The sequence below is a fragment of the Bradyrhizobium elkanii WSM2783 genome (genome assembly GCF_000472865.1).
In the GTDB taxonomy this organism is placed as follows: Bacteria; Pseudomonadota; Alphaproteobacteria; order Rhizobiales; family Xanthobacteraceae; genus Bradyrhizobium; species Bradyrhizobium elkanii_A.
The window spans coordinates 20,396-44,628 of sequence record NZ_AXAP01000040.1 but is presented as its reverse complement, the minus strand read 5'-3'; the positions used below and the strand labels follow the sequence as shown (position 1 = coordinate 44,628).

General features: G+C 63.9%; 25 protein-coding genes. 10 read left to right on the top strand and 15 right to left on the bottom strand.

Annotated features, from left to right (window positions below; translation table 11 throughout):
* The first annotated feature begins 15 nt into the window (after positions 1-15).
* Positions 16-399 carry a c-type cytochrome gene (locus tag YY7_RS0129170; RefSeq protein ID WP_051396990.1) on the top strand — a complete coding sequence of 128 codons (384 nt, stop codon included), beginning with the start codon at positions 16-18 and terminating at the stop codon, positions 397-399.
* A gap of 8 nt (positions 400-407) precedes the next feature.
* Complete coding sequence (locus YY7_RS0129165; protein ID WP_349642689.1) at positions 408-1,172, top strand: substrate-binding periplasmic protein; 765 nt, start codon at positions 408-410, stop codon at positions 1,170-1,172.
* A gap of 92 nt (positions 1,173-1,264) precedes the next feature.
* On the opposite strand, the gene groL is transcribed toward YY7_RS0129165, so the two are convergent.
* Positions 1,265-2,905, bottom strand: a complete 1,641-nt coding sequence (groL, locus tag YY7_RS0129160; protein WP_028166315.1) for a chaperonin GroEL — start codon at positions 2,903-2,905, stop codon at positions 1,265-1,267.
* A gap of 41 nt (positions 2,906-2,946) precedes the next feature.
* Positions 2,947-3,261 carry a co-chaperone GroES gene (gene groES / locus YY7_RS0129155; protein WP_028166314.1) on the bottom strand — a complete coding sequence of 105 codons (315 nt, stop codon included), beginning with the start codon at positions 3,259-3,261 and terminating at the stop codon, positions 2,947-2,949.
* Positions 3,262-3,649: 388 nt separating this feature from the next.
* Between groES and YY7_RS0129150 the strand changes: the two genes are divergently transcribed.
* Together YY7_RS0129150 and YY7_RS0129145 are read left to right on the top strand one after the other, a co-directional pair.
* A complete protein-coding gene (locus tag YY7_RS0129150; protein WP_028166313.1) occupies positions 3,650-3,940 on the top strand; it encodes an usg protein in 291 nt (96 codons plus the stop codon).
* 90 nt (positions 3,941-4,030) lie between these two features.
* Positions 4,031-4,561, top strand: coding sequence for a cupin domain-containing protein (locus YY7_RS0129145; RefSeq protein ID WP_028166312.1), 531 nt, complete (start codon positions 4,031-4,033; stop codon positions 4,559-4,561).
* A gap of 115 nt (positions 4,562-4,676) precedes the next feature.
* Here the strand turns inward: YY7_RS0129145 and YY7_RS0129140 are convergent, their stop codons facing one another.
* The 11 genes from YY7_RS0129140 to YY7_RS0129090 form a co-directional block, all read right to left on the bottom strand.
* The gene (locus YY7_RS0129140) at positions 4,677-5,936 is read right to left on the bottom strand and encodes a NupC/NupG family nucleoside CNT transporter (protein ID WP_028166311.1); all 1,260 of its coding nucleotides are present in this window, start codon (positions 5,934-5,936) and stop codon (positions 4,677-4,679) included.
* Positions 5,937-6,184: 248 nt separating this feature from the next.
* Positions 6,185-6,943 carry an SDR family oxidoreductase gene (locus YY7_RS0129135; RefSeq protein ID WP_028166310.1) on the bottom strand — a complete coding sequence of 253 codons (759 nt, stop codon included), beginning with the start codon at positions 6,941-6,943 and terminating at the stop codon, positions 6,185-6,187.
* A gap of 11 nt (positions 6,944-6,954) precedes the next feature.
* On the bottom strand, positions 6,955-7,716 hold the full coding sequence (locus YY7_RS0129130) for a proteasome-type protease (protein WP_028166309.1): 762 nt from the start codon (positions 7,714-7,716) through the stop codon (positions 6,955-6,957).
* A 249-nt stretch (positions 7,717-7,965) separates the two neighbouring features.
* Entirely contained in the window at positions 7,966-8,814 is an 849-nt protein-coding gene (locus YY7_RS0129125) for an alpha/beta fold hydrolase (RefSeq protein WP_080663897.1), read from the bottom strand.
* Between the two features lie 73 nt (positions 8,815-8,887).
* Entirely contained in the window at positions 8,888-10,102 is a 1,215-nt protein-coding gene (locus YY7_RS0129120) for an acyl-CoA dehydrogenase family protein (RefSeq protein ID WP_028166307.1), read from the bottom strand.
* A 114-nt stretch (positions 10,103-10,216) separates the two neighbouring features.
* Positions 10,217-11,380 carry a PepSY-associated TM helix domain-containing protein gene (locus YY7_RS0129115; RefSeq protein WP_035691192.1) on the bottom strand — a complete coding sequence of 388 codons (1,164 nt, stop codon included), beginning with the start codon at positions 11,378-11,380 and terminating at the stop codon, positions 10,217-10,219.
* A gap of 4 nt (positions 11,381-11,384) precedes the next feature.
* Positions 11,385-13,694 (bottom strand): TonB-dependent siderophore receptor, encoded by a 2,310-nt coding sequence (locus tag YY7_RS0129110; RefSeq protein ID WP_051396989.1) that lies wholly within the window; start codon positions 13,692-13,694, stop codon positions 11,385-11,387.
* A 317-nt stretch (positions 13,695-14,011) separates the two neighbouring features.
* Complete coding sequence (locus tag YY7_RS0129105; protein WP_028166304.1) at positions 14,012-14,194, bottom strand: hypothetical protein; 183 nt, start codon at positions 14,192-14,194, stop codon at positions 14,012-14,014.
* Between the two features lie 16 nt (positions 14,195-14,210).
* On the bottom strand, positions 14,211-15,050 hold the full coding sequence (locus tag YY7_RS0129100) for a transglutaminase family protein (RefSeq protein ID WP_028166303.1): 840 nt from the start codon (positions 15,048-15,050) through the stop codon (positions 14,211-14,213).
* Positions 15,051-15,194: 144 nt separating this feature from the next.
* Complete coding sequence (locus tag YY7_RS0129095; protein ID WP_028166302.1) at positions 15,195-16,139, bottom strand: alpha-E domain-containing protein; 945 nt, start codon at positions 16,137-16,139, stop codon at positions 15,195-15,197.
* 16 nt (positions 16,140-16,155) lie between these two features.
* On the bottom strand, positions 16,156-17,577 hold the full coding sequence (locus YY7_RS0129090) for a circularly permuted type 2 ATP-grasp protein (protein ID WP_028166301.1): 1,422 nt from the start codon (positions 17,575-17,577) through the stop codon (positions 16,156-16,158).
* A gap of 227 nt (positions 17,578-17,804) precedes the next feature.
* Here YY7_RS0129090 and YY7_RS0129085 point away from each other — a divergent pair, with 227 nt between their 5' ends.
* From YY7_RS0129085 to YY7_RS0129075, 3 genes are all read left to right on the top strand, one after another.
* Positions 17,805-18,542: a competence/damage-inducible protein A gene (locus YY7_RS0129085; RefSeq protein WP_028166300.1), complete on the top strand. Its 738-nt coding sequence runs from the start codon at positions 17,805-17,807 to the stop codon at positions 18,540-18,542.
* Positions 18,543-18,572: 30 nt separating this feature from the next.
* The gene (gene gpt, locus YY7_RS0129080) at positions 18,573-19,094 is read left to right on the top strand and encodes a xanthine phosphoribosyltransferase (RefSeq protein WP_028166299.1); all 522 of its coding nucleotides are present in this window, start codon (positions 18,573-18,575) and stop codon (positions 19,092-19,094) included.
* A gap of 156 nt (positions 19,095-19,250) precedes the next feature.
* The gene (locus YY7_RS0129075; RefSeq protein ID WP_028166298.1) at positions 19,251-19,874 is read left to right on the top strand and encodes a hypothetical protein; all 624 of its coding nucleotides are present in this window, start codon (positions 19,251-19,253) and stop codon (positions 19,872-19,874) included.
* A gap of 145 nt (positions 19,875-20,019) precedes the next feature.
* Here YY7_RS0129075 and YY7_RS0129070 read toward each other — a convergent pair whose 3' ends face one another.
* Positions 20,020-21,042 (bottom strand): methionine synthase, encoded by a 1,023-nt coding sequence (locus tag YY7_RS0129070; RefSeq protein ID WP_028166297.1) that lies wholly within the window; start codon positions 21,040-21,042, stop codon positions 20,020-20,022.
* Between the two features lie 102 nt (positions 21,043-21,144).
* Between YY7_RS0129070 and YY7_RS0129065 the strand changes: the two genes are divergently transcribed.
* From YY7_RS0129065 to YY7_RS0129055, 3 genes are all read left to right on the top strand, one after another.
* Entirely contained in the window at positions 21,145-21,846 is a 702-nt protein-coding gene (locus YY7_RS0129065; protein ID WP_028166296.1) for a glutathione S-transferase N-terminal domain-containing protein, read from the top strand.
* A 153-nt stretch (positions 21,847-21,999) separates the two neighbouring features.
* The gene (locus YY7_RS0129060) at positions 22,000-22,611 is read left to right on the top strand and encodes a 2-hydroxychromene-2-carboxylate isomerase (protein WP_028166295.1); all 612 of its coding nucleotides are present in this window, start codon (positions 22,000-22,002) and stop codon (positions 22,609-22,611) included.
* Entirely contained in the window at positions 22,611-23,585 is a 975-nt protein-coding gene (locus tag YY7_RS0129055) for an NADPH:quinone oxidoreductase family protein (RefSeq protein WP_028166294.1), read from the top strand. Before YY7_RS0129060 ends, YY7_RS0129055 begins: the two co-directional genes overlap by 1 nt.
* A 107-nt stretch (positions 23,586-23,692) precedes the next feature.
* Here YY7_RS0129055 and YY7_RS0129050 read toward each other — a convergent pair whose 3' ends face one another.
* On the bottom strand, positions 23,693-24,112 hold the full coding sequence (locus YY7_RS0129050) for a hypothetical protein (RefSeq protein ID WP_155255364.1): 420 nt from the start codon (positions 24,110-24,112) through the stop codon (positions 23,693-23,695).
* Positions 24,113-24,233 lie beyond the last annotated feature (121 nt).

The following is a 24,233-nucleotide window of genomic DNA, read 5'->3' as shown; positions in this document are numbered from 1 at the left end:
CGGGGAGGCGGTGGGATGCTGTTGCATCCCGCCGCTGCAATCCTGATGCGAATGTCGAAGTCAATCATTCTCGCCATTGGCATTGCGCTGTTGTTGCCGTCGCTGTGGCCTTTGGGCGTCTGCGCGCAGCAAAGCCAGGCGCCTAACCAGGATCAGTCGGCCAAGGAGAGCGACATCGAGGGCAGGGTAATGTTCGCGACCTCATGCGGCTTTTGCCACCAGAACGGAGGCCGCTCCGCCGGCAGGGGACCGAAGCTCGCCGGAACGAAACGTGACGACGACTTCCTCGCGGAGCGGATCAGGAAAGGCAAGCCCGGCGCCATGCCGGCCTTCGGCGGCGCCTTTTCGGAGAGCCAGATCATGGCGATCGTGGCCTATATCCGGGCGCTCGAGGAGTGATGCCGGCAATGCGATTGGTCGTTCTCGCGAGCCTGCTGGCCTTGTGCGGCGCCGCCGACGCCGCGGCGCGCCCGCTTGACGCGATCCGGCAGCGCGGTGCGCTCACGCTCTGTGCGCATCCCAACGCGCTGCCGTTTGCCAGCAGGCAGGGCGACGTTCCGGGATTCCAGGTCGAAATCGCCAGGGAGCTGGCGAAGCGGCTCGAGGTCTCGCTGGAGCAGCACTGGGTCATCAACAGCTTTCAGTATCGCCGCGCCGATTGCGACGTCATCCTCGATGCGATCGCCGACCGCGCGGTGCTGGCAGAGGTGGGCTTACGCATGTCGCGGCCCTATCAGCGCAGCGGCGTCGTGCTGGCGGTGGGACCGAACTCTACCGCGGCGTCACTGGCGGAGTTGGGATCGGAGCAGCGGGTCGGCGTGCAGGTCGGCTCGATCGTGTCCATGATGCTCGGCAAGCGAGGGGTCAAGGCGTCGCCGTTTGCGTTCGAGGATGACATCATGGAAGCTCTCGCCAAAGGTGAGATCGATGCCGCGGCGGTCACGCCCGCCACCATCGGCTGGTTCAACCACACCCATCCCGACGCACGCGTCCGCCGCATCCCTGCCTTCGAGGACGAGCCGGACCTGAACTGGAATGTCGCCGTCGGGATACTCAGTCCGGACGAGAAGCTGCGACAAGGCATCGACGCTGCGCTGGAGGCCTTGCTGGCCGACGGCACACTCGCGCGAATCTACGCGCGCTACGATGTCGAACTGCAGCCGCCGAAATGAGTCCACGCGTGGAGAGATATCCCGCAAAACAAAAACCCCGGCATTGCTGCCGGGGTTTTGCGTTTCGTGGATCGCTCTGAAGCGAGGACTGCTCAGAAGTCCATGCCGCCCATGCCGCCGCCCGGAGGCATTGCGGGGCCGGCGCCGCCCTTCTTGGGCAGCTCGGCGACCATCGCCTCGGTGGTGATCAAGAGTGCCGCCACGGAGGCTGCGTTCTGGATCGCGGCGCGCACCACCTTGGTCGGGTCGATGATGCCCTTCTTGACGAGGTCGGCATATTCGCCGGTCTGCGAGTCGAAGCCGTAAGCGTAGGTCTTGTTCTCGAGGATCTTGCCGACGATGACCGAACCGTCTTCACCAGCGTTGATCGCGATCTGGCGGGCCGGAGCCGACAGCGCCTTGCGCACGATCTCGACGCCGGTCTTCTGGTCGTCGTTCTTGGTGCGGATGCCCTTGAGCTGCTCGGAAGCACGGAGCAGGGCGACGCCGCCGCCCGGAACGATGCCTTCTTCCACAGCCGCGCGGGTCGCGTGCATCGCGTCATCAACGCGATCCTTGCGCTCCTTCACCTCGATCTCGGTCGCGCCGCCGACGCGGATCACCGCGACGCCGCCCGCGAGCTTGGCCAGACGCTCCTGCAGCTTCTCACGGTCGTAGTCCGAGGTGGTCTCCTCGATCTGCGCCTTGATCTGCGCCACGCGCGCCTCGATGTCGGCCTTCTTGCCGGCGCCGTTGACGATCGTGGTGTTCTCCTTGTCGATCATCACCTTCTTGGCGCGACCGAGCATCTGCAGCGTGACGTTCTCGAGCTTGATGCCGAGATCTTCCGAGATCGCCTGGCCGCCGGTCAGGATCGCGATATCCTGCAGCATGGCCTTGCGGCGATCGCCGAAGCCCGGAGCCTTGACGGCTGCGACCTTCAGGCCGCCACGGAGGCGGTTGACGACCAGGGTGGCGAGGGCTTCGCCTTCGACGTCTTCGGCGACGATGACCAGCGGCTTGCCGGTCTGCACCACGGCCTCGAGCAGCGGCAGCAGCTCGTTCAGCGAGGAGAGCTTCTTCTCGTTGATGAGGATGTAGGCGTCGTCCATCTCAACGCGCATCTTGTCGGCGTTGGTGACGAAGTAGGGCGAGATGTAGCCACGGTCGAACTGCATGCCCTCGACGACGTCGAGCTCGGTCTCCAGCGACTTGGCTTCCTCGACCGTGATCACGCCCTCATTGCCGACCTTCTTCATGGCGTCGGAGAGGAACTTGCCGATCTCGGCGTCGCCGTTGGCGGAGATGGTGCCGACCTGGGCGATCTCGTCGTTGGAGGTGACCTTCTTGGAGTTCTTCTGCAGGTCCGCAACCACAGCCTCGACCGCGAGGTCGATGCCGCGCTTCAGGTCCATCGGGTTCATGCCGGCGGCGACCGACTTGGCGCCTTCCTTCACGATCGCCTGGGCCAGCACGGTGGCGGTGGTGGTGCCGTCGCCGGCCGCGTCAGCGGACTTGGAGGCGACTTCGCGCACCATCTGGGCGCCCATGTTCTCGAACTTGTCGTCGAGCTCGATCTCCTTGGCGACGGTGACGCCGTCCTTCGTGATGCGGGGAGCGCCGAACGACTTGTCGAGCACGACGTTGCGGCCCTTCGGACCGAGGGTGACCTTCACCGCATTGGCGAGGATGTCGACGCCGCGCAGCATCTTGTCGCGCGCCTCGACGGAGAATTTGACTTCTTTAGCTGCCATGTGAGTTTTTCCTTGAGGGATTTATCCTGGGAGGGAGGGCCTTAGGCCGCCTTCTTCTTGGAAGCGGGGACGTCGAGGACGCCCATGATGTCGCTTTCCTTCATGATCAACAGCTCCTGGCCGTCGATCTTGACTTCGGTGCCGGACCACTTGCCGAACAGCACGCGATCGCCAACCTTGAGGTCGATCGGGATCAGCTTGCCGGCCTCGTCGCGGCCACCCGGGCCGACGGCGACGACTTCGCCCTGGGAGGGCTTTTCCTTGGCAGTGTCTGGAATGATGATGCCGCCAGCGGTCTTCTCTTCGGCGTCGATGCGCTTGACCACGACGCGGTCGTGAAGCGGACGGAAACTCATGCAGTCCTCCTAAGCTATTCTGGATGCTGTAGAATTCTGGAGCGTTAGCAGTCTGTCTTGGCGAGTGCCAAGCCAGCCGCGATGGAGATAGGCCAGACTTTGTGTGGGAGCAAGGGTTTGTAGCAGAAAAATTGGCACTCGAAATCGCCGCCTGCCAATATCGTTTATCATCATTAACCTGGGCAGCGAGCGACGGCGAGACCTGCATTAGCAGATGCGCTAAGTTGCTGCTAATGCACGATTTTTCAACAGCCACCTAAACATTTGGGCTTGTGATGAGTTGGCCCTATGCGTCACAATTCCCTCATGTGAGCGCATCTCCGCGGGGGTGGCTCGGCTAGCAGGCCATCCCGTGAATGCGCTCCTTCGAAAAAACGGAGGTTGGCATATGGTCTCGCGGGTTGGTGGGGTTGCTTCCGACGATTTCCGGAAGCAGATGCTGGGTTATGGGCTGACGACGGCACAGATCCTCTACCGAATGCCGGACCATCCTTCACTGCTGCAGACCTACGTCTGGCAGAATTACGACCTCTTCCCGAAATTCCCTGCGCTGCAGGATTTCCTCGCCTTCTGGCAGGAGCAGCTCGAGGGGCCGCTGCACTCGGTGACCGTTGCGCATTCCAAGCTGATCAAGCCGGCGGAGCTGCGTGCCGTCGACGGCGTCTTCCGCTTGCACTGAGGCGCCAAGACCAATTGCTGCCGGGCGGAACGGTGGTAACGTTCCCTGGACGCGTCCGCGTCGCGGACGCCTGCAACAGGGAGGCAGGCCATGGCTAAGAAGGTGACATCAAGACCCGCGGCCAAGACGGCGGTCCGGAAGAAATGGACGGGCCACAAGACCGCCGCCAAATCCACCGCCCGCAAGGCGATCAAGTCCAAGGGCCGCGTATCCAAGGCGGCACATAAGGCGCAGCCGAAGCAACGCATTGCGGTGAGCCATCATCGCGAAGAAGACTTCAAGGCCGACGGGCTGCGCGCTTATGCGCAATATCGCGATCTCGGCTTTGCCGACGCCACGCACGGGCTTGCGCAGGCGCATGTGATCCGGCTGGTCGGGCCGTGCAATCCGGAAGAGGTCTCGAAACTGCATTATCACGACGTGCAATTCCAGATGGTCTATGTGCTCAAGGGCTGGGTGAAGACCTACATGGAAGGGCAGGGCGAGACTCTGATGCAGCAAGGCAGCGCCTGGACCCAGCCGCCGAAGATCAAGCACATGATCCTCGACTATTCGGATGATGTCGAACTGCTCGAGATCATCCTGCCCGCCGAGTTCAAGACGGTAGAGTTGACGACATAACCACCGCCGTCATTCCGGGGCGCGCAGCGCGAACCCGGAATCCATTCTTCCGCTTGTGTCCGCGGCCCGTTGGATTCCGGGCTCGTCCTTCGGACGCCCCGGAATGACGGAGCGGCTACGTCAACAGCCCCACGATCGCGCCCATCAGGCAGGTTGTTAGCGTGCCCGATACGATCGACTTCAGCCCGAGCGAATTGATCTCCTCGCGCCGCGTCGGCGCCATCGTGTTGAGGCCGCCGATCATGATGCCGAGGCTGGCGAAATTAGCGAAGCCGCACATCGCATAGAGCATGATCAGGCGCGAGCGCGCATCCAGCGCGTCGGTGGGAAGCTTCGACAGATCGACATAGGCGATCAATTCGTTCAGCACGGTCTTGGTCCCCATCAGGCTGCCCGCAGTGATGGCTTGCGACCACGGCAGGCCCATCAGCCAGCACACCGGGGCCATGATATAGCCGAGCAGACGCTGCAGAGAAATCTTGGCGCCGCCGATGTCCGGCAGGATCCCGAGCATCGCGTTGACGAGATAGACCAGCGCCACCAACACGAGCAGCATCGCGACGATGTTGAGCAACAGTTCAAGCCCGGCCGCGGTGCCCTTGACGATGGCATCCATCGTCGAGGACGCCTGCATCTCGGGATCGCTGCGATCGTCGAGCGCGCCGCCGGTGCGCCCGCCTGATGTCTCCGGCACCATGATCAGGCTCACCAGGATCGCCGCCGGCGCCCCTAGCACCGAGGCAATGACGAAATGCGCCGCCGCATCGGGGATCAGCGGCGCCAGCAGGGTGGCGTAGAGCACCAGCACGGTGCCGGCGATCCCGGCCATGCCGCCCGTCATCACCAGGAACAGTTCGGCGCGGGTGAGCTGCGCCAGATAGGGCCGGATGAACAGCGGCGCTTCCACCATGCCGAGGAAGATATTGGCGGCGGTGGAGAGCCCGACCGCGCCGCCGACGCCGAGCGTCCGTTCGAGCAGCCCGGCCATGCCGCGCACGATCGGCGGCAGCACGCGCCAATAGAACAGCAGCGTGGTCAGCACGCTCATGACCAGCACGATCGGCAGCGCCTGGAAGGCGAGGATGAAATCAGCGCCCGGCGCCTTGACATCGAACGGGAGCGGCGCGCCGCCGACATAGCCGAACACGAAGGAGGTGCCGGCACGCGAGGCGGCGGCGATGACGCCGACGGCCTCGTTGATGGCGCCGAAAGCCGATGCCACCAGCGGCACCTTGATCAGGGCCAGCGCAGTGACCAGCGTCACGATGAGGCCGACGATCGCCTGCCGGATCGACACCGCGCTGCGCTTCTCGCTGAAAGCCCAGGCGATCAGAAGCAGCGCCACCACGCCGAACGCCGATTGCAGTTGTAACATTCACAGGTCTCCCGAACGATTATGGCAGCACGATCTGCAAGTGCAATGCCGCTCCGTTCAGGTGCGGTGAACTTCGTCTTGTGGATGTGGTTTCTGTGGGCGCTGCTTCCGCCACCGTCATTGCGAGGAGCAAAGCGACGAAGCAATCCACTGTCTCCGCAGGCGGAGAGGTGGATTGCTTCGCGGAGCCTGTCATCGGGCGCGCATTCGCGCGACCCGTTGGCTCGCAACGACGGTGAGTGGGGTGTCTAACCCCGTCCCACAAACGGCATCTTGCTGGCCATCACCGTCATGAACAGCACGTTGGCGTCCAGCGGCAGGTTCGCCATATAGGCCACCGCATCACCGACGGCCTTCGCGTCCATCCGCGGCTCCGGCATCTTGCGGCCGTCGGGCTGCAGCACGCCGTCGACCATGCGGTCGGTCATTGGTGTCGCGGCATTGCCGATGTCGATCTGGCCGACCGCGATGTCGTACATGCGGCCGTCGAGGTTGGACGCCTTGGTCAGGCCGGTGATCGCGTGCTTGGTCGCGGTGTAGGCGGCGGAGAACGGCCGCGGCGCGTGTGCCGAGATCGAGCCGTTGTTGATGATGCGCCCGCCGCGCGGGGTCTGGTCCTTCATGATGCGGAAGGCGTGCTGGGTGCACAGGAACGGGCCGGTGAGGTTGGTGTTCACCACCGCCTGCCACTGCGCCAGCGGCAAATCCTCGAAATTCACCGGCGGCGCGCCCATGCCGGCATTGTTGAAGAGCAGGTCGAGCCGGCCATAGCTGTCTGTCACCTTGGCGAACAGGGCCGCGATCGAGTCGGGATCGGTCATGTCGGCCTGCACACACAGGCTCTTGCTGGCATCGCCGCCGAGCTTCTGCGTCTCCTGCAGCATGTCCAGCCGCCGGCCGACGAGCACCACGGTGAAGCCGGCATTGATCAGCGCCAGCGATGCGGCGCGTCCGACGCCGGTGCCGGCGCCTGTGACCACGGCTATTCTCTTTCCTGCTTCGGCCATCGTTTCCTTCCTTATTGTTTCTTGGATTCGGTTTCGGTCTTGTACGGCGGTCTCGGGATGTTCTGATGCGCCGCGCGGAGCGCCGCCGACCAGCGCGAGCGGAGATCGTGGAAATAGGGTTCGCCCGCCTCGATCCGATGATTGAGGTCGGCCTCGCAGGCATCGTTGCGCACCACAAGCACGTCGATCGGCAGGCCGACGCCGAGGTTGGAGCGCATCGTCGAATCCATCGAGATCAATCCGGTCTTCAGCGCCTCATAGAGCTCGACGTCGTAATGCATGGCGCGGTCGAGCACCGGCTTGCCGTATTTGTGCTCGCCGATCTGCAAATACGGCGTATCGGTGGTGCATTCGATGAAGTTGCCGGCGGTGTAGATCATGAACAGCCGCATCCGCGAGCCCTTGATCTGGCCGCCGAACAGGAACGAGACGTCGAAAGAGACGTCTTCCGACCTCAGCGCCTCGCCTTCGGTTGCGTGCACTGCGCGGATGGCGCGGCCGATGCGCTGCGCGGCCTGGAACATGGTCGGCGCGTTCAGGAGCGTCTCGACCTCGCCGGTTTCAGGATCTTCCATACCCTCCGTCAGCGTCGACAGCACCGACTGGCTGATGGCGAGATTGCCGGCGCTCGCGACCGCCATGATCCGCTCGCCGGGCTGGGCGAAGATGTGCAATTTGCGAAAGGTCGAGACATTGTCGAGACCGGCATTGGTGCGGGTGTCGGCGATCATGACGAGGCCGTCGCGCACCAGGATTCCGCAGCAATAGGTCATTTCCGTCCCCGAAAGTCCGAACGTCTCGGCGCCAAACTAGTAGCCAATTTCGGGATGTGATCCAACCCCAATTCCCCAGGGAACGGCGTTGCCTCCGCGATGGAGGCTGCGCTCCCTCTCCCGCTTGCGGGAGAGGGCCGGGGTGAGGGTGTCTCCACGATGGGACTTTCCGTGGGGAGAGAACCCTCACCCGCCGCGCTTCGCGCGTCGACCTCTCCCGCAAGCGGGGAGAGGTGAAGCAACCGGCCGCTAGCCTTCCAGGAAATCTAGCAGCGCCGCGTTGAACAGCACGGGATCCTGCAGGAAGGCGAAGTGGCTGACATTGGGAAGGATGAGCAGGCCGGCGCCCGGAATGGTCGCGGCCATGTATTCGGTGTGCTCGCGCTTGATGCCCTCGTCATACTGGCCGTCCGCAATCAGCACGGGGGCGCGGATCGCGCGCAACTGATCGTCGGTCCAGTTCGGCTGGGTCTCCCACATCTTCTCGATCTGGTGCAGGAACTGGTCGAATTCCCCAGGTGTCGGCGAGAGGCGCTCATACTCGGTCTTTGCGCGTGCGATGAACTGCGCGAAGGTCGGGTCCTTGTCGACGTCAGGCTTCAGGCCTGACGTCTGGGTGTTGGCGCCGAACGCAAACACCCGACTGACCCGATCGGGATGGCGCATCGCCATGTCCAATCCGATGATGGCGCCGTCGCTCCAGCCGACGATCGCGGCGCGCGGAATCTGCAGATGATCGAGCAGCGCGACGACATCATCGGTCATCAGGTCATATCCGAACGGCTGCGCGTTGCGCGTGCTGCGGCCATGGCCGCGGCTGTCGACGAGGATGACGCGATGCCGGCGCGCGACCTCCGGCACCTGCAGGCCGAAATAATCGGAGTTGGAAAGCCCGCCATGGAGAAAGACCACCGGGCTTCCTTCGCCGAGTTCGACGTAATAGAGGCTGATGCCGTTCACCTGCGCTCGCGCGCTGCGCCCCGCAACCGGCGGCGGTGTCGCAGGCAGCCTTTTCCACCGCTCGGCAGCGGCGGCGCGGTTAAGCGCCGCCAGGCTGGCGAGAGCAGCGATGACAAAGTGACGTCGATTCAAATTCATGATCGATGCGCGCTCCTGATGCCCTGCAGCCAGATGGTGATGACAGATATGTGTTCGGCGTAGCCTATCACCATCATGTCTGTCCGGCATCCTGCGCCGAGCGTGCCAGGAGCAGTTTGCCGACCGCGACATACTGTCGTTGCTGCACAGCGGCGTGCTGGGCGGCGACGTGCATGTCGCGCAGGCGCCGCTGCAGTGGCGAGGTCTCATAGACCGCGCTGCTTCCGGCAAGTGCGAAACACGCGTCGACGATCCGGACGCAGGTGGCGGCGATCCAGGTCGCGGCCTGCGTGCTCTCGACGACGAGGCTTTCGTCGTTCAGCGTTCCAGCCAAGGCGTGGTGCCAAAGGCTTGCGATCTGCGTCTCGCAAACGGCCCGCGCTGCATTGACGTCAGCGGAAATGCGGCCAAGTTCGAGCTGGAATATCTCGGAGTCGCGCATCGGCGTGGTTGCCCGGAACTGCTGCCGTCCCGTATGGGCCAGCGCCACCAATTCGTCGACGGCGCCTTCGGCAATGCCGACGGAGTTCGCACCGTGAAACATCGGCACCAATTGCGGCACCGCCGGATAGAGCGGGCCCGGTACGCAGGGCGTGCCGTTTGCGACATCGAAGAAGTTGGCCTCGGGAACCAGTGCATCGCGCAGTACAATGTGATGGCTGCCGGTTCCCCTGAGACCGGCCGCATGCCAGGTATCTTCGATTTCCCAGTTTTGCGCCGGCAATGCAAAGCCGCGAACCACCGGCTGCCCTTGCGGACCGGGGAGCGGTTTGCCGTCGTCGTCGGTGATGATGCAGAACCCCGCCATCCAATCGGCATGCTTGCAGCCGCTCGCGAATGGCCATCGGCCGCTCACCCGGAAGCCGCCCGCCGTCGGCTCCGCTTTTCCGCCCGGCTGCGCGGATCCGCAGATGGGTACGTCAGGTCCATTCCGATAGATGCGCTCGTAGGTTTCACGTACTGCCCAGGTCGCGAAAAGGCTGCCCCCGGTAGCCACCATCGCGGTCCACCCGATCGAACCGTCAAGCCGGGCCAGAGCCCTGATGACCTCCAACCCTTCCGGCAAGGCAAGTTCCAATCCGCCATAGCTTCTCGGCACGAACATCCTGAAGATACCGATCGATTTCAGCCGATCGATCAGGTCGGGCGGGACGCAGCGTGCGGCTTCGATCTCGGCGGCGCGAGCCGCGATCTCCGGAGCGAGTTTCCGGATGCCGGCGAGCACCGTTTTGTTGCTGTCCGGCGCCGTCAGGGTACGAAGGTCACGAAATTGGTCTTGATGGAGCATCTGTCTCGATCTCTCTTGCGGCAAAGGTGTCGCACGAGAGAATGGAGACGCGGCGCTACCGCATGGTTTCAGCGAGATCGCTCTCGATTACGGTTGTAACGTGATGCCGCCGTTTCACGAGGGAAGCCCGGATGTCGCCGCGACAGCCGGCCGGGGCGAGACCGCCGAGACGGCGCGGGCGGGCTTGCGTTTGCTGAGCCAGAGATAGATGCCGCTCGCCAGCACGACGATGGTCGCGAGATCGAGCAGCGCCCAGATGATCTTGAGCGGCAGGCCGCCGTAATCGCCGAAATGGAGCGGGCGCGACACCTGCAGCGTCCGCAGGTACCACGGCAATCCCTTTGCGGTGACGAGTTGCGCGGTCTCGGCATCGATGAGCACCGGCGTGAACAGGCGCGAGGTGATCGGCGTCGTCCCCTTGGTCCAGACGATGAAGTGGCGCGGCGTGCCGAATCGCGCTTCGGTTGGCAGCACGAGGCTGACGGGCGTGTTGTCGCCGAGCGCCTGGCGCGCCGTGACAACGACGTCATCGATGGAGGCGAATTTCGAAAGCGGCGGCTTGCCAAGATGCGGCGCGATCAATTCCGGCATCACCTGCGCACGCCAGGCGTTGAACAGCGGCAGCGATATGGTGTTGATGACGCCGGTGAGGCCGACGGCGAACGCCCACACCAGCGTCACCGCGCCGATCAGATTGTGCAGGTCGAGCCATTTGATCCGTCGCGCGCGGGCGCGTCGCACCTCGCCGAAATCGAGCCGCCGCATGAATGGCGCGTAGAGCATGACGCCGGAGACGACGGCGGTCACGAACAACAAGCCCATGACGCCGAGGAACAACTCGCCCGGCAATCCCATCAGCATGTCGCGGTGGAAGATGCGGATGGTCCGCATCAGGCCGCCTTGCTGCGCGTCTTCTCCGAGAATCTCGGCGGTCCGCGAATCGAAGGACAGCTTCAAGAACCGCTGTCCTGGCGGTGGGGTCGGAACATCGGACAGAAAGACATTGACGACATTGGCGTGGTCATCGTCCCAGTTCAGGACCTGGATATAGCGTTCCGGGAAGCGCGCCTTCGCTGCCTCGATCAGCCTGCTTAGCGGGGCTTCGGGCGTGTTGGGTGGAAAATCTCGCGCGGCAATTTCCGGCTCGAAAAGTTCATCGATTTCGTCGTGAAAGATCAGCGGCAGCCCGGTGATGCACAGCATCAGCATGAACAGCGTGCAGATGAGGCTGGTCCATTTATGGACCAGCGACCACCATTTCACGGATTGCGCAGTCATCCCATTACCACCGGTAGGTCAATGTCCCCAGCACCGTGCGACCGACCGCCCAGCGGCAGCCCGCCGCCGTGCAGATCGAGACGTAGCTGTTGTCGAACACGTTATTGATGTTCACCGCCGCGCTCAATCCCCTCCACTCCTTGAACCGCATCCCGAAATCATAGGACAGGGCCGCGTCAAAGGTCGTGCTGGCGGGAATGATGTTGGCCAGCGCGGGGCTGTTTGCGACGATAGTCGGCACCGTGAGATTGTTGGCGTTGGTCGTGTACATCTCGCTCATGTAGCGGACACCGCCGCCGAAGCCGAAGCCGACCGCCGGACCATCCTGCACGACGTAGTTGGCCCATAGCGAGGCCGTGTGCATCGGCGTGTTGGCGAGTACCTTGCCGTAATTGACGTCCAGTGGCGCGGAGATCCGGTTGTCGAGGTAGGAGTATTGCCCGCGCAGGCTCAAGCCGGGCAGGGGACTTCCGACCACCGATCCCTCGAAGCCGCGCGAGGTGACCTCGCCGACCTGGGCGTTTGAGTTGGGCGGGATGCCAGGTCCGGCAATCGCGCTCACCACGTTCTGCTGCTTCAGGTCATAGACCGCGGCGGTGAACATCAGGTTGTAGCCCACCGGCTGGTACTTGACGCCGGCCTCGATCTGCTCGCCGATGGTCGGCTTGTAGGGCTGACCGTTGAGCAGCGAGCCCACGGTGGTTGGCTGGAACGAGGTCGAATAGCTGACGTAAGGAGCAATCCCGACGTCAAAATTGTAGATCGCGCCGATACGGCCGCTCGACTTCTCATCATTGTTGAGGACGCGCGTGCCGAGATTGAGCGTATTGCCTTCGGCCCAGTCGTAGCGGATGCCGCCGAGCACGGTCAGCTTCCCGAGCTTCGCCTCATCCTGAACATAGACCCCGCGCTGCTCCAGGTGCTGATCCAGGTTCTGGAACACCGACGTCGGGACTGCGATGTTCTGGGTGTAGTTCGGCGCCAGGATGTTGAGCGTGTTGGTGGGAGCGTAGCGCGCCAGGTTGTTGAAGTCGAAGCGCTGATAGTCGAAGCCGGCGAGCACGGTGTGCTGCAACGGGCCCATGTTGAACTTGGCCTGAAGCTGGTTGTCTGCCGCGAAGGTGTTGAGGTTTTCGTTGGTCGAGAAATAGCTTCGCGTGATGGTGCGGCCGTCGGCCAGGCGAAGGGTGGGGCCGGCGCCCGTTGTCGTGAACGCACCGGGCTGCACCTCGATGTAGTTGAGCTCGTTGTGCAGATAGCGCACGTTCTGCCGCACCGTGAAGATGTCGTCGAAGCGGTGCTCGAATTCGTAGCCGATAGTCGCCTGCTTGTACTTCAGGCTCTCATAGTTGAAGTCGCCGGCGAAGAAGTTCCGGGGAATCTGCCCGTAGGTGCCCGGCACCAGCGTGCCCTGGATCGGCAGCAGCGCAAAGGCGCCGCCTTTCGGGTCCTGCCGATAGCTCGTGAGGAAGGTGATGGTGGTGTCGATATCCGGCCGCCAGGTCCAGGCCGGCGCGATCGCGTATTTCTCTTCGCCGATATTGTCGACCTGGGTGTTGGCGCTAAGTCCGATGCCGGTGACGCGGTAGAGCAGGGTCTTGTCCTTGTCCACGGGGCCGCCGACGTCGAACGCGCCCTGGATGCGGTCGAACGTGCCCGTCTGCAACTGGACCTCGCCGAAGGGAGATTCGGTCGGGCGCTTGCTGACGAGGTTGAGAATGCCGCCGGGCGAAGCTGCGCCGTAAAGGATCGACGCCGGGCCGGTGATGAGCTCGGCGCGCTCGAGCAGGTAGGGGTCGACGCGCGGCGTACCGAACGGCCCGCCCTGCAGGCGCAGGCCGTCGAGATATTGCTCGACGTCGAAGCCGCGCGCCTTGACCGGCTGGAAGCGGAAGTCGGTATCGTTGCTGAAATAGATACCGGGCGCGTAGCGCAGGAGATCGCGGATGCTCTGCGCCTGGCGAACATCCATCTCGCTGCGGGTGATGACGGCGACCGAGCCTGGCGTCGACATGATCGGTGCGTCGGTCTTGGTGGCGCCGGAGGCGCGGCTTGCGACGAAGCCGTTGGTGCCGGCGTTGACGCGCTGCGCCGTCGATACCAGTGCGGGCGTCGCCTGCTGCTGTTGTGCCCCCGCATGATCGGCTCGTTGATTCGGCCGCTGGTTAGGATCGCGCCGCGACGCGGTGTTGCGCCGGACTTGGGTTGGACGCTGCGCGCGCTGCGCAGGCGCGTCGATATTGACGGGCGGTAGCGCCGATGCGCCCGATTGCCCCGCGCTCTGCGCCCCCGCCGGCGAGCCGGCGATCAGCAAGCCGCCTAACGCCAATATGCTTGCGGTACACTTGAAAGTCGTGAGTTGTGAAAAAGAGATAGTACGGCGCGCAACGCCGTGCGTATTCCAATACATATGTCAGTGCCCCATCCGGCGAACGCCGTGGTGGAGTTGATGTTCTGACCTCACGCGACGATCGCAGCCGTACGCGTGTTATGTGTCAACGCAGCGCGCGTCGAGTTGTCGCGTTTTTGAATCGCTCGAAATTCGCGGCAGAACAATTTTTTCGAAGACTTCTAATATGTGGGCTAACTGATCGACGACGCTGTTGAATCCTTCGAATGCAGGCTCGCGCGCTAGAAGACGAGCCGTGATGCAACCGCGCTCAATTGGCGCTCGCTGTTGCGCATGGAACACGGCGGCGCCGTGCGCGCAGGTATTACGATGCGCGCATCCGCGATCTTGTCGGGAATGACCAGCAAGAATTGCGGGAATTCTTGGTCGGGCGAGAGCAGTTCGGTGATACGCGAATCGATCAAGTCCCGCTTGAGTCTCTCACTGCGACTGCGATTGCCACTGGCTGGGACGGCCGGCCTGCTCGACCTTGACTGCGACGGTGAGCGTCTCGGTGCCGCCGCCATAACGGGTGCCGCGCACCGGGGCGGCGCCAAGATAGTCGAGGCCGACGGCGACGCGGGCGTGGGCATCGGTGGTGCAGATGCCGTTGGCGGCATCGAAACCGATCCAGCCGAGATCGGGCGCATAGGCTTCCGCCCAGGCATGGCCGGCGGCCTGGTTGACCGTGCCGTCGGAACGGAAGAAGTGGCCGGAGACGAAGCGGGCCGGCACGCCGCCGGAGCGCGCGCAGGCGATGAAGATATGCGCGTAGTCCTGGCACACGCCGCGCTTCAGCGCGAAGGCCTCCGCCGCCGTGGTGCCGCTGTTGGTCGGGTCCTCGTCGAACGCCATGCCTTCATAGATCTGCACCATCAGCGCGTGCAGGAAGCCGAGCACGTCGCCATCGGCCTCCGAGCGCGACTCGCGGGTGAGGGCCGCCATCGCCGGATTGACCTCGGTCAGCGCGGTCGAGCGCAGGAACAGGCTCGGCGGAAAGCGCTCGTCGGTGCCGCGCAGCACGCCGCCGGTGTCGTGGGTCTCGATCTGCCCCTCGCAATGGATGGTGAGGTCGGCGAGCGGGCCGTGGGTCAGCACATGCGTGACATTGCCGAACGCGTCCTCATGCGCGTCGAGCCTGGAGTCGGTCGAGACGTCGATCTGCCAGTCCGCCACATACTGCCCGTCATGGCTCGTCGGCGTCATCCGGAGGATCTGGATCACGCCGGAAGCCTGGGGCTCGTAGCGATAGGTCGTGGTATGGGCAATTCGCAGGCGCATGGCGTACCAACATCAGGTTGGGATCGTCATGCCCGGGCTTGTCCCGGGCATCCACGTCCTCGTCATTTGGCCGGCATAGCAAGACGTGGATGGCCGGGACAAGCCCGGCCATGACGGGCGTGTGATTGCGGGCATCTTAGCCCATCAAATCAGATATTGCTTGGTGATGATCTCACCCAGGCGTGAATTGTCTGCGATGAACTCCTGGATGAATTCATGCACGCCGTGCTGGAAGATATCGTCCATATGGCTGTGCTCAAGCCGGTTGCGGATGCCGCGGGCGTGGCGCTGGGCGGCGCCCTGGCGGCCATAGGCGACGCCGATCTGGTCGAGATTGCGCACCAGATTGCCGTAGCAGCTTGCCAGCGACCGCGGCAGCGTGTCGTTGAGGATCAGGAGGTCGGCGATCAGCCAGGGCTTGAGCGTCTCGCGGTAGACCCAGTGATAGGCCGTCAGCGCCGACACCGAGCGCAGGATCGAGGTCCACTGATAATAGTCGAGCGGGCCGCCGATATGCTCCTCCTCGGGCAGCAGCACGTGGTATTTGACGTCGAGAATGCGGGCAGTGTTGTCGGCGCGCTCCAGATGCACGCCCAGCCGTGAGAACCAGTAGGCGTCGTTGCGCAGCATGGTCCGATAGGCGGAGCCGTCGAAACGCAGTGACGTCTCCTGAACGAAGCGCAGGAACTTTGCCAGATCCTCTCGATTTCCGGTGCCCTTCGACCACACCGCCTGCAGCTCGATCCAGGCGGCATTGATGGTGTCCCACATCTCGCTGGTCAGCGCTGTCCGCACCGAGCGCGCATTGAGCCGGGCCGCCTCGATGCAGTTCCTGATCGAGGAAGGATTGTCCGGTGCGAACGACAGATATTCGACGACGTTGGCCTCGTTGGCTTCCTGATAATGGCCGTAAAAGCTCTCGCCGACGCCGGCTGTCAGCAGCGCCGAGTCCCATTCATTGGTCTTGCCGATATAGGCCGCCGGCAGCGCCGTGACGCGCAAGGTGGCGTCGATGGTGCGGGCGAGATATTCCGCGCGCTCGACGTAGCGGGCGAGCCAGTACAGGTTTTCTGCGGTGCGCGACAGCATGCGAAAGCTAAACCCTCTACTCGTCCAGTATCCAGGTGTCCTTGGTGCCGCCGCCCTGGCTGGAATTGACCACGAGCGAGCCTTCCTTCAGCGCCACCCGCGTCAGTCCGCCCGGCACGATGGTGACGCGCTCGCTGCCGGTCAGCACGAACGGGCGCAGATCGACGTGGCGCGGCGCCAGTCCCTTCTCGGTGCAGGTCGGGCAGGTCGACAGCGCCAATGTCGGCTGGGCGATGAAGCCTTCAGGCTCGCGCTTGAGCTTGTCGCGGAACGCCTCGATGGTTGCCTTGGTCGCGGCCGGCCCGATCAGCATGCCGTAGCCGCCGGAGCCGTGCACTTCCTTCACCACGAGGTCGTCGAGATGGTCGAGCACATAGGCGAGATCCTGAGGCTCGCGGCAGCGCCAGGTCTGCACGTTCTTCAGGATCGGCTCTTCGGAGAGATAGAATCTCACGATGTCGGGCATGTAGGAATAGATCGCCTTGTCGTCGGCGATCCCGGTCCCGACTGCGTTGGCGAGCGTGATATTGCCGGCGGCATAGGCCGACATCAGCCCGGGCACGCCGAGCGCGGAGTCCGGGCGGAAGGTGAGGGGATCGAGGAAATCGTCGTCGACGCGGCGGTAGATCACGTCGACGCGTTTCAATCCCTCGGTCGTGCGCATGAAGACTTCATCGTTCTTGACGATGAGGTCGCGCCCTTCGACCAGCTCGATGCCGAGCTTGTCGGCAAGGAAAGAGTGTTCGTAATAGGCGGAATTGTAGATGCCGGGCGTCATCAGCGCGACCGTCGGCTCGGCCGCGGCACCGCGCGGCGCGACCGAGCGCAGCGCCGCCAGCAGCTCGTCCGGATAGCGCTCGACCGGCGCGACGCGGTGGCGGGCGAACAGGTCCGGAAACAGCCGCATCATGATCTCGCGGTTTTCCAGCATGTAGGATACGCCCGAGGGCGTGCGCGCGTTGTCCTCCAATACGATGAAGTTTTCCGGATCGGTCCGGATGATATCGATGCCGGCGATATGCACATAGACGTCGTGCGGCACGTCCTGGCCGTTCATCTCCGGGCGGAAGACGGGGTTCTGGAAGATCATGTCTTCCGGGATGATGTTGGCGCGCAGGATGTCGCGGCCGTGATAGATGTCGCGCAGGAACATGTTGAGGGCGAGCACGCGCTGCCTCAGCCCTTTTTCCAGCAGCGCCCATTCCCTGGCCGACAGGATGCGGGGGATCACGTCGAAGGGGATCAGCCGCTCCTGGGCTGCGGCGTCGCCATAGACCGCAAAGGTAATGCCGATCCGGCGGAACAGGAGCTCCGCCTCCTGGCGGCGATATTCCAGCGCATCCGGAGGCGTCTCCGTCAGCCAGCGGGAGAGCTCCTGGTAGGCTTGGCGGATTTCGGTGCCGCCCTGGCCGTTCATCTCATCGAATGCAACTGCCATAAATCCTGAACGTCCTCCGAAACCATACGCCACAGTGCATGACTTGCCGGGATGGTAGCAAGGGGCGGGCCAGCAGGATATGCATTGGCTGGCGACATTTGGTATGGGTGTCTCAAGGGGCTGCTCGAAAAACCGGCTGCCACCTGCTTATTTCGGCAGCAAAGACCCGCGACTTCAAGCCGCTGCGTCGGCGGGGCCCGGGGGCGGAAAAGGGTGAGGAAGAAACCATGAGCGAGATCGTCACGGCTGGCCTTCTGGTGATCGGCGACGAGATCCTGTCCGGCCGGACCAAGGACAAGAATATCGGCTTCATTGCCGAATACCTGACCAATATCGGCATCGACCTGAAGGAAGTGCGCGTCGTCGCCGACGACGAGGATGACATTGTCGCAGCCCTGAATGCGCTGCGCCATCGCTATAGCTATGTCTTCACCACCGGCGGCATCGGCCCGACTCACGACGACATCACCGCCGATGCCGTGGCAAAGGCGTTCGGCGTCGGCATCGATCATCACCCGGAGGTGGTAGCGCGCTTCCGCGAGCGCTGGAGCGACCAGGACCTGAACGAGGCGCGGCTACGCATGGCGCGGATCCCCGACGGCGCCGACCTGATCCAGAGCGCGACCATCCTCGCGCCCGGTTTCAAGCTCGGCAATGTCGTCGTGATGGCGGGCATACCGACCATCATGCAGGCGATGATGGACATCGTCGCGCCGCGCCTGAAATCGGGCGTGCGGATGCTTTCTGATTCGGTCCGCGCCAATGCGCGGGAAGGCGACATCGGCGGACCCTTAAAGGAGATCGCGATCGCCCATCCCGACACCATCATCGGCAGCTATCCGTTCATGGACGAAGAGCAGCGTCCCAACACCAATCTGGTCGTCCGCTCCCGCGATCCGGACAAGCTCGCCGCCGCAATGGGGGCGGTGAAGGAGATGCTGGCGAACCTGCAGGTGACGCGTTAAAGCGGCGAGACGGACTTCTCGGAGAGAAAGATGGCGGATACGAACCTCAGCGCACAGGAACGGGCAGGCAAGGCCTTCCCGGTGTCCTGGGACCAGTTCCATCGGGACTGCCGGGCGCTGACCTGGCGGCTCAATGAGGTCGGGCCATTCCAGGCGGTGATCGCGATCACCCGCGGCGGCCTGGTGCCGGCGGCGATCGTGGCGCGCGAACTCGGCGTGCGCGTGATCGACACCGTCTGCATCGCGAGCTACGACCACAACAAACAGGGCGACCTTCAGGTCCTGAAGGGCATTTCGGAAGCAACCGCCAAGCTTGGCAATGGCACCGGCAAGGGGCTTCTGATCGTCGACGACCTCGTCGACACCGGCAAGACCGGCAAGATGGTGCGCGAGATGATGCCCGATGCCCATTTTGCCACGGTCTATGCCAAGCCGAAGGGCCGGCCGCTGGTGGACACCTTCATCACCGAGGTGTCGCAGGACACCTGGATCTTCTTCCCCTGGGACACCGCGCTCTCGTTCCAGCCGCCGATCCGCGACGGCGCGGCGTAGCCTTACCTCGCCCCGCTTGCGGGGAGAGGTCAGATCGCATCGAAGACGGGATCCGGGTGAGGGGGAGTCCCCGCGAGTACATTTGCTTTCGTATTCGCGGATAGAGCCCCTCATCCCGACCTTCTCCCCGTAAGAACGGGGAGAAGGAGAAGCAAGATGCCCCTGCAGAACCGCGTCACGCCAACCGGCGAGATCGTCGCCACGCCGCACCGCGGGTTGTTTACCGGCAACCGCGGCATCATCCATGATCCGGCGACCAAAACGCTCCTGAAAAAGCGCTGGTCAAGCCCGGCTTGGCTGACATGCGTGTGCGAATTCCGCGGCCGGCGCCGCAAGGTGATGGGCGGGCGAAGCTGGACCGAATTGTTCTTCCTCGATGAAGCCACCGCGTTCGCCGCGGGCCATCGCCCCTGCTTCTTCTGCCGCCGCGACGATGCCAACCGCTTTCGCGCCGCCTGGGAGCAGGGCAACGACGCGGAAAACATCCACGCGCCCGAGATCGACGCCGTGCTGCATCGCGAGCGCCTCGACCGCGGTCGGAAGCGGCTGCATCCGCTGCCGATGCTGCTCGCGAGCCTGCCAGACGGAGCGATGGTGCAGGCGGGTGAGCGCAGCTTTCTCATCGTAAGCGGCGAACCGCTGCGCTGGTCGTTCGCTGGCTACGCACGCGCCGACATCGACGCCGATGCTGCGCTGCTGCTGACGCCGCCATCGACGGTTCGCGCATTCGCCGCCGGCTATCGGCCCGTGCTGCATCCAAGCACGACCTCATTTGCTTGAATCGATGCGGCCGCGAGGACCACCTCTCCCCATTGGGGAGAGGTCGCGCCGAAGGCGCGGGTGAGGGGGATCAGGTCCCACGAGAGCGCCGAACCCCTCACCCGGCGCTTCACGCCGACCTCTCGCTATGGGAGAGGTGAAGCGATCAGCCGAGCCGCTGCCGCGCCAGCTTGGCGCCTGCGCCGAGCGCCATCAGCTTGGCTTCCGCGATGTCGCGCCGCATCGGCGCCATGCCGCAATTGGTCGTCGCGACGATGTTGCTCTTCGGCACGAATTTCGCGACCGCCTCGATCACATTGGCCACGTCTTCGGCGGTCTCGACAACGTCGCTCGCGACATCGATCACGCCGGCCTGGACGATCTTGCCCGGCAATAGCGCGAGCAGCTCGATCGGCACTTTCGAGTTGCGGCATTCGATCGCGACCTGCTGGATCGTGCTCTTGTCGATCACAGGAAACGTCTCTTCATATTGCCGCCATTCGCTGCCCAGGGTCTCTTTCCAGTCGGTATTGGCCTTGATGCCGTAGCCGTAACAGATGTGCACGGCGGTCTCGCAGGTCAGCCCCTCGGTGGCGCGTTCCAGCGCCTTGATGCCCCAGTCGCGAACCTCGTCCATGTAGACATTGAAGGCGGGCTCGTCGAACTGGATCATGTCGACGCCGTCGGCTTGCAGCGCCTTGGCCTCCTCGTTCAGCAGTTCGGCAAAGGCGAACGCCATCTTGACCCGGTCGCCGTAATATTGGTCGGCGATGGTGTCGATGATCGTCATCGGGCCGGGCAGGGTGAATTTCAGCTTGCGCGTCGTGTGGGTGCGGGCGACACGGGCCTCGGTGGCATGGACACGGCCCTTGAGCTGCAGCGGCGCCACCACCTGCGGCACCATCGCCTTATAGCGGTCCTTGCGGATACCCATCTCGACCTTGTGGGCGAAATCGATGCCTTCGACCTTCTCCAGGAAGCCATGGACGAAATGCTGCCGCGCCTGCTCGCCCTCGGTGACGAGATCGATTCCGGCATCCTCTTGCAGCTTCAGCGCCAGCAGGGTGGCGTCGCGCTTGGCGCGCGCCAGCTCGTCGCCTTGCGACTTCCAGGGCGCCCACAGCGTGTTGGGTTCGGCCAGCCATTCCGGTTTCGGCAAGGAGCCTGCGATCGTGGTCGGAAACAGCATGTCTGGCCTCCCTCGGTTCGGATTGAGCGCCTGTCTGCCATGTCTTATGATCGAGGTACAGAACAACAAGCGTCTTTATGACGCGACCTCTTGGGGGAAACCATGATCGACCTGCACTACGCGCCGACGCCGAACGGCTGGAAGATTTCGATCATGCTGGAGGAACTCGGGCTTCCCTATCAGGTCATCCCGGTCAATATCCGCGCCGGCGAGCAGTTTCGCCCGGAATTCCTGGCGATCAGCCCGAACAACCGGATCCCGGCAATCGTGGACCACGCGCCCGCCGATGGCGGCGAGCCGTTCGCTGTGTTCGAAACCGGCGCGATCCTGATCTATCTGGCCGAGAAGACCGGCCGCTTCCTGCCTGCGGATATGCGCGGCCGTTCCAGGGTCATCCAGTGGGTGATGTGGCAGGTGGGCGGGCTCGGTCCGATGCTTGGCCAGCACGGCCATTTCGCGCTCTATGCCGCCGACAAGATCCCCTATGCGATCGAGCGCTACCGCGACGAGGCGGCGCGGCTCTATGGCGTGCTCGACCGCCAACTCGGCAAGACCGGCGCCTATATCGCCGGCGACTACTCCATTGCTGACATCGCCTGCTTCCCCTGGACCATGACCCACAAGGCGCAGGGTTTTACGCTCGACGACTACCCGAACATCAAGCGCTGGTACGCCGAGGTGCGCGCCCGGCCGCAGGTGCAGGCGGGGCTCGCGATCGGCAAGTTCGTCAAGGAACCGTTCGACGAGGAGGCACGCAAGAACATGTTCGGCCAGCGCGCCAAGGAGATGCTGGAGAAGCAATAACTATCCGTCATTCCGGGGCGCGACGGAGTCGCGAGCCCGGAATCCATTTCGCCGCTGGCGCACGCCGATCAATGGATTCCGGGCTTGCGCCTTGCGGCGCATCCCGGAATGACGAAAATGGACACAAGCGATATCACAACAGGAAACGCCACCATGATCGAATTCTTCTTCGACTGCTCCAGCCCCTGGACCTATCTCGCCTTCCACAACATCCAGCCGTTGGCAAAGGAGTTCGGCGTCGATATCTCCTGGCGCCCGATCCTGGTCGGCGGCATCTTCAACACCGTCAACCCGAGCGTCTACGCCTCGCGCGAAACGCCGGTGCCGCTGAAGGCGCGCTACATGAAGAAGGATCTCTCCGACTGGGCGCGCTCGGCAGGCCTTGCGATCAAGATGCCGCCAAGCGTGTTTCCCGTGAACAGTGTCAAGGCGATGCGCGGCTGCATCTGGCTCGGCAACGACAAGATGGTGCCGTTCGCGCGCGCGGTGTTCGAGGCTTATTGGGGGGACGACAAGGACATTTCGCAGGATGCGGTGCTGACCGAGATCTGCAACAAGGTCGGCATCGATCCGGCAAAATTCTTCGCCGGCATCAGCCAGCAGGCGATCAAGGACCAGCTCAAGGCCAACACCGATGAAGTGATGGCGCGCGGCGGCTTCGGCTCGCCGACCATCTTCGTCGACAAGACCGACATGTATTTCGGCAACGACCGCTTGCCGCTGATCCGGGAGGTGCTGGAGCGCAAGAAGGAGCGCGCAGCGTGATGCCGAAAGCCGTTGTCTGCCGCGAGCTCGGCCCGCCCGAGCGCCTGCGGCTGGAAACATTTTCGTCCGCGCCATTGAAGGCAGGCGAGGTGCGCGTCGCGATCCGCGCCGCGGGGATCAATTTTCCCGACGTGCTGATGGCGGCCGGCGAATATCAGCTCAAGCCGCCGTTGCCGTTCACGCCGGGGATGGAAGCCGCTGGCGACGTGGTCGAGGTAAATGATGCCACGGGCGTCAAGGTCGGCGACAAGGTCGTTGTCAAGATGCGCCACGGCGCCTTCAGCGACGAGGCGGTGGCCACGCCGTCGCAGCTCACGCGGATGCCGTCGACGTTCGATTATGCGGAAGGCGCGACCTTTCTTGCCGCGCACGGCACGGCCTATCATGCGCTGATCGACCGCGGCCAGCTTCGGCCCGGCGAGGTGCTGCTGGTGCATGGCGCCGGCGGCGGCGTGGGGCTGGCCGCGGTCGAGATCGGAAAGCTGCTCGGCGCCGTCGTGATCGCTGCCGCGTCCAGCGAGGAGAAGCTTGCGATCGCCAAGGCGAGGGGAGCGGACCATCTCGTGCTCTACGATCGCGAGCCGTTTCGCGATGCCGTGAAACGCATCACGGACGGCAACGGCGCCGATGTCGTGTTCGATCCGGTCGGCGGCGAGGTGTTCGAGAACTCGATGCGCTGTATCAACTGGGGCGCGCGGCTGCTCGTCATCGGCTTCACCGGCGGCATCGGGCTTGCCCGCACCAATCTCTTGATGATCAAGGGCGCCAGCGTGCTCGGCATCCGCGCCGGCGAAGCCGTGCGGCGGAATCCGGCGCTGGGCGAGGTGCGCATCAAGGCGCTGACCGAATGGGCGGAAGCCGGCAAGGTGCGCCCGAACATCTCGCATCGTTTGCCGCTGGAGGATGTTGCGAAAGCGATGCGCCTGCTGCTGGAGCGCAAGGCGATCGGCCGCGTGGCGCTGATGATGGGTTAGCCGTCATTGCGAGCGAGATCGTGTAGGGTGGGCAAAGCGAAGCGTGCCCACCATCGACACTCCGCTTGGAATGGTGGGCACGCTTCGCTTTGCCCACCCTACGAGTATTACTTCTCCGCCTGCGCGTAGCCGAGACATGTCCGCACGATCTGGCCGCAGACGGCATCCCGCGCGTCGCCGATGTCGGTATTCCCGGCGTATTGCACCTCCGCGACCTTGCCGCCGACGAAGCGGAGCTGCACGCGGCAATAGCCGTTCAACGGCTGGCCGCCGATGTTCAGCCCGGGTGGGATCGTGAGGGCCGGCGGCGCTATACCGCCGGGCGCACTGGCGGCATGCTCATACATCCAGATTTCGCCGGTGCCGTCCTTGGTGGTTCCAGTCGGCAGCCCCGCGCACATCCGGATGTTCGATTGATTAAGTCCGATCAGGCTTTCCCGGCCGCGCCGCGCCCATTCGGCGTCCCGTTCGGCACAGCCGGCCAGGACGAGGGGTGCCAGGATAAGCATCCGCAGGCGAAGTCGCATCGGTACCGATTCAGTGACTGGATTTGCAGCGACGATATCGCGTTGCGAATTTGCGTTGCAGTGGACGTGCTGCTCGCCTCCATGCGCGGCCGGCATGGATCAAAAGCCGAGGTGGCACGTT

Bases quoted from the DNA above. Each gene is read 5' to 3' on its own strand.
- YY7_RS0129170 (WP_051396990.1), top strand. From the start codon at position 16: ATGCTGTTGCATCCCGCCGCTGCAATCCTGATGCGAATGTCGAAGTCA.
- YY7_RS0129165 (WP_349642689.1), top strand. From the start codon at position 408: ATGCGATTGGTCGTTCTCGCGAGCCTGCTGGCCTTGTGCGGCGCCGCC.
- groL (WP_028166315.1), bottom strand. From the start codon at position 2,905: ATGGCAGCTAAAGAAGTCAAATTCTCCGTCGAGGCGCGCGACAAGATG.
- groES (WP_028166314.1), bottom strand. From the start codon at position 3,261: ATGAGTTTCCGTCCGCTTCACGACCGCGTCGTGGTCAAGCGCATCGAC.
- YY7_RS0129150 (WP_028166313.1), top strand. From the start codon at position 3,650: ATGGTCTCGCGGGTTGGTGGGGTTGCTTCCGACGATTTCCGGAAGCAG.
- YY7_RS0129145 (WP_028166312.1), top strand. From the start codon at position 4,031: ATGGCTAAGAAGGTGACATCAAGACCCGCGGCCAAGACGGCGGTCCGG.
- YY7_RS0129140 (WP_028166311.1), bottom strand. From the start codon at position 5,936: ATGTTACAACTGCAATCGGCGTTCGGCGTGGTGGCGCTGCTTCTGATC.
- YY7_RS0129135 (WP_028166310.1), bottom strand. From the start codon at position 6,943: ATGGCCGAAGCAGGAAAGAGAATAGCCGTGGTCACAGGCGCCGGCACC.
- YY7_RS0129130 (WP_028166309.1), bottom strand. From the start codon at position 7,716: ATGACCTATTGCTGCGGAATCCTGGTGCGCGACGGCCTCGTCATGATC.
- YY7_RS0129125 (WP_080663897.1), bottom strand. From the start codon at position 8,814: ATGAATTTGAATCGACGTCACTTTGTCATCGCTGCTCTCGCCAGCCTG.
- YY7_RS0129120 (WP_028166307.1), bottom strand. From the start codon at position 10,102: ATGCTCCATCAAGACCAATTTCGTGACCTTCGTACCCTGACGGCGCCG.
- YY7_RS0129115 (WP_035691192.1), bottom strand. From the start codon at position 11,380: ATGACTGCGCAATCCGTGAAATGGTGGTCGCTGGTCCATAAATGGACC.
- YY7_RS0129100 (WP_028166303.1), bottom strand. From the start codon at position 15,050: ATGCGCCTGCGAATTGCCCATACCACGACCTATCGCTACGAGCCCCAG.
- YY7_RS0129095 (WP_028166302.1), bottom strand. From the start codon at position 16,139: ATGCTGTCGCGCACCGCAGAAAACCTGTACTGGCTCGCCCGCTACGTC.
- YY7_RS0129090 (WP_028166301.1), bottom strand. From the start codon at position 17,577: ATGGCAGTTGCATTCGATGAGATGAACGGCCAGGGCGGCACCGAAATC.
- YY7_RS0129085 (WP_028166300.1), top strand. From the start codon at position 17,805: ATGAGCGAGATCGTCACGGCTGGCCTTCTGGTGATCGGCGACGAGATC.
- gpt (WP_028166299.1), top strand. From the start codon at position 18,573: ATGGCGGATACGAACCTCAGCGCACAGGAACGGGCAGGCAAGGCCTTC.
- YY7_RS0129075 (WP_028166298.1), top strand. From the start codon at position 19,251: ATGCCCCTGCAGAACCGCGTCACGCCAACCGGCGAGATCGTCGCCACG.
- YY7_RS0129070 (WP_028166297.1), bottom strand. From the start codon at position 21,042: ATGCTGTTTCCGACCACGATCGCAGGCTCCTTGCCGAAACCGGAATGG.
- YY7_RS0129065 (WP_028166296.1), top strand. From the start codon at position 21,145: ATGATCGACCTGCACTACGCGCCGACGCCGAACGGCTGGAAGATTTCG.
- YY7_RS0129060 (WP_028166295.1), top strand. From the start codon at position 22,000: ATGATCGAATTCTTCTTCGACTGCTCCAGCCCCTGGACCTATCTCGCC.
- YY7_RS0129055 (WP_028166294.1), top strand. From the start codon at position 22,611: ATGCCGAAAGCCGTTGTCTGCCGCGAGCTCGGCCCGCCCGAGCGCCTG.
- YY7_RS0129050 (WP_155255364.1), bottom strand. From the start codon at position 24,112: ATGCGACTTCGCCTGCGGATGCTTATCCTGGCACCCCTCGTCCTGGCC.